The sequence below is a fragment of the Pseudomonas sp. FSL W5-0299 genome (assembly GCF_005930655.1).
GTDB classification, from domain to species: domain Bacteria; phylum Pseudomonadota; class Gammaproteobacteria; order Pseudomonadales; family Pseudomonadaceae; genus Aquipseudomonas; species Aquipseudomonas mandelii.
Genome location: NZ_RXHX01000101.1, coordinates 1 through 970, shown reverse-complemented (window position 1 = coordinate 970; position 970 = coordinate 1). Strand labels below are relative to the sequence as shown.

General features: G+C 55.7%; 1 protein-coding gene. It reads right to left on the bottom strand.

The window, feature by feature from the left end; all coding sequences use genetic code 11:
* Positions 1-970 (bottom strand): HAD-IC family P-type ATPase (locus FHL16_RS33805; RefSeq protein ID WP_138739119.1); only part of this gene is annotated, 970 nt, incomplete at both ends.

Below are 970 nucleotides of genomic sequence, written 5' to 3'. Positions count from 1 at the left end.
ATGGGCGTAGCAAGACCCAACGCACAGGGACAAGCGATGATCAGCACGGCGACAGCGTTGATCAGACCAAACACCCAGCTGGGCTCAGGGCCAAAAAGCCCCCAGCCGACAAATGTCAGTATCGCAATCGCGATAACACCCATCACAAAGTAGCCAGCAATAGAGTCGGCCATTCGTTGCATTGGTGCTTTGGAGCGCTGAGCCCGAGCGACCATCTGTACGATTTGTGACAGCATGGTCTCGGCGCCGACCTTCTGCGCCTCCATTACCAAGCTGCCATGTGTATTCAGCGTGGCACCGATCAGGCTATCTCCAGCTCTCTTCATTACCGGCACTGGCTCGCCAGTGAGCATGGACTCATCCACCGCACTTTCACCTTCCAGTACTGAGCCATCAACTGGCACCTTTTCACCAGGCCTGACCCGCAGATGGTCTCCAAGGTGGACATGTGTGTGAGGAATGTCTTCTTCCTGTCCATCGGCATTGATCCGGCGTGCGGTCTTGGGCGATAGACCGAGAAGGGACTTAATGGCGGCGGAGGTTTGCGATCGGGCTTTGAGCTCAAGAATCTGCCCAAGCAAGGTGAGCGAGATGATGACCGCGGCGGCTTCGAAGTAGACGCCGATACGTCCATCTTGCATGAAGGTGGCGGGAAAGCTTTGGGGTAAGAGCGTTGCCATGACGCTGTAAAGGTAGGCTGCGGCGGTACCCAAACCAATCAGAGTCCACATGTTTGGACTGCGATTTCTAATAGAGGCTATGCCCCTTACAAAAAAGGGCCAACCTGCCCATAAGGTCACCGGTGTCGCCAGAGCTAGCTCGATCCAGTTTTGGATCGAGCCATGGAGGAGTTGTAACGAGTGTCCCGCCATGGCGAGCACTGTCACTATCACGGTTAATGGCAGCGACCACCAAAAGCGGCGGGCGAAATCCCGGAGTTCAGGATTTTCTTCTTCATCGAGCGTGGGCA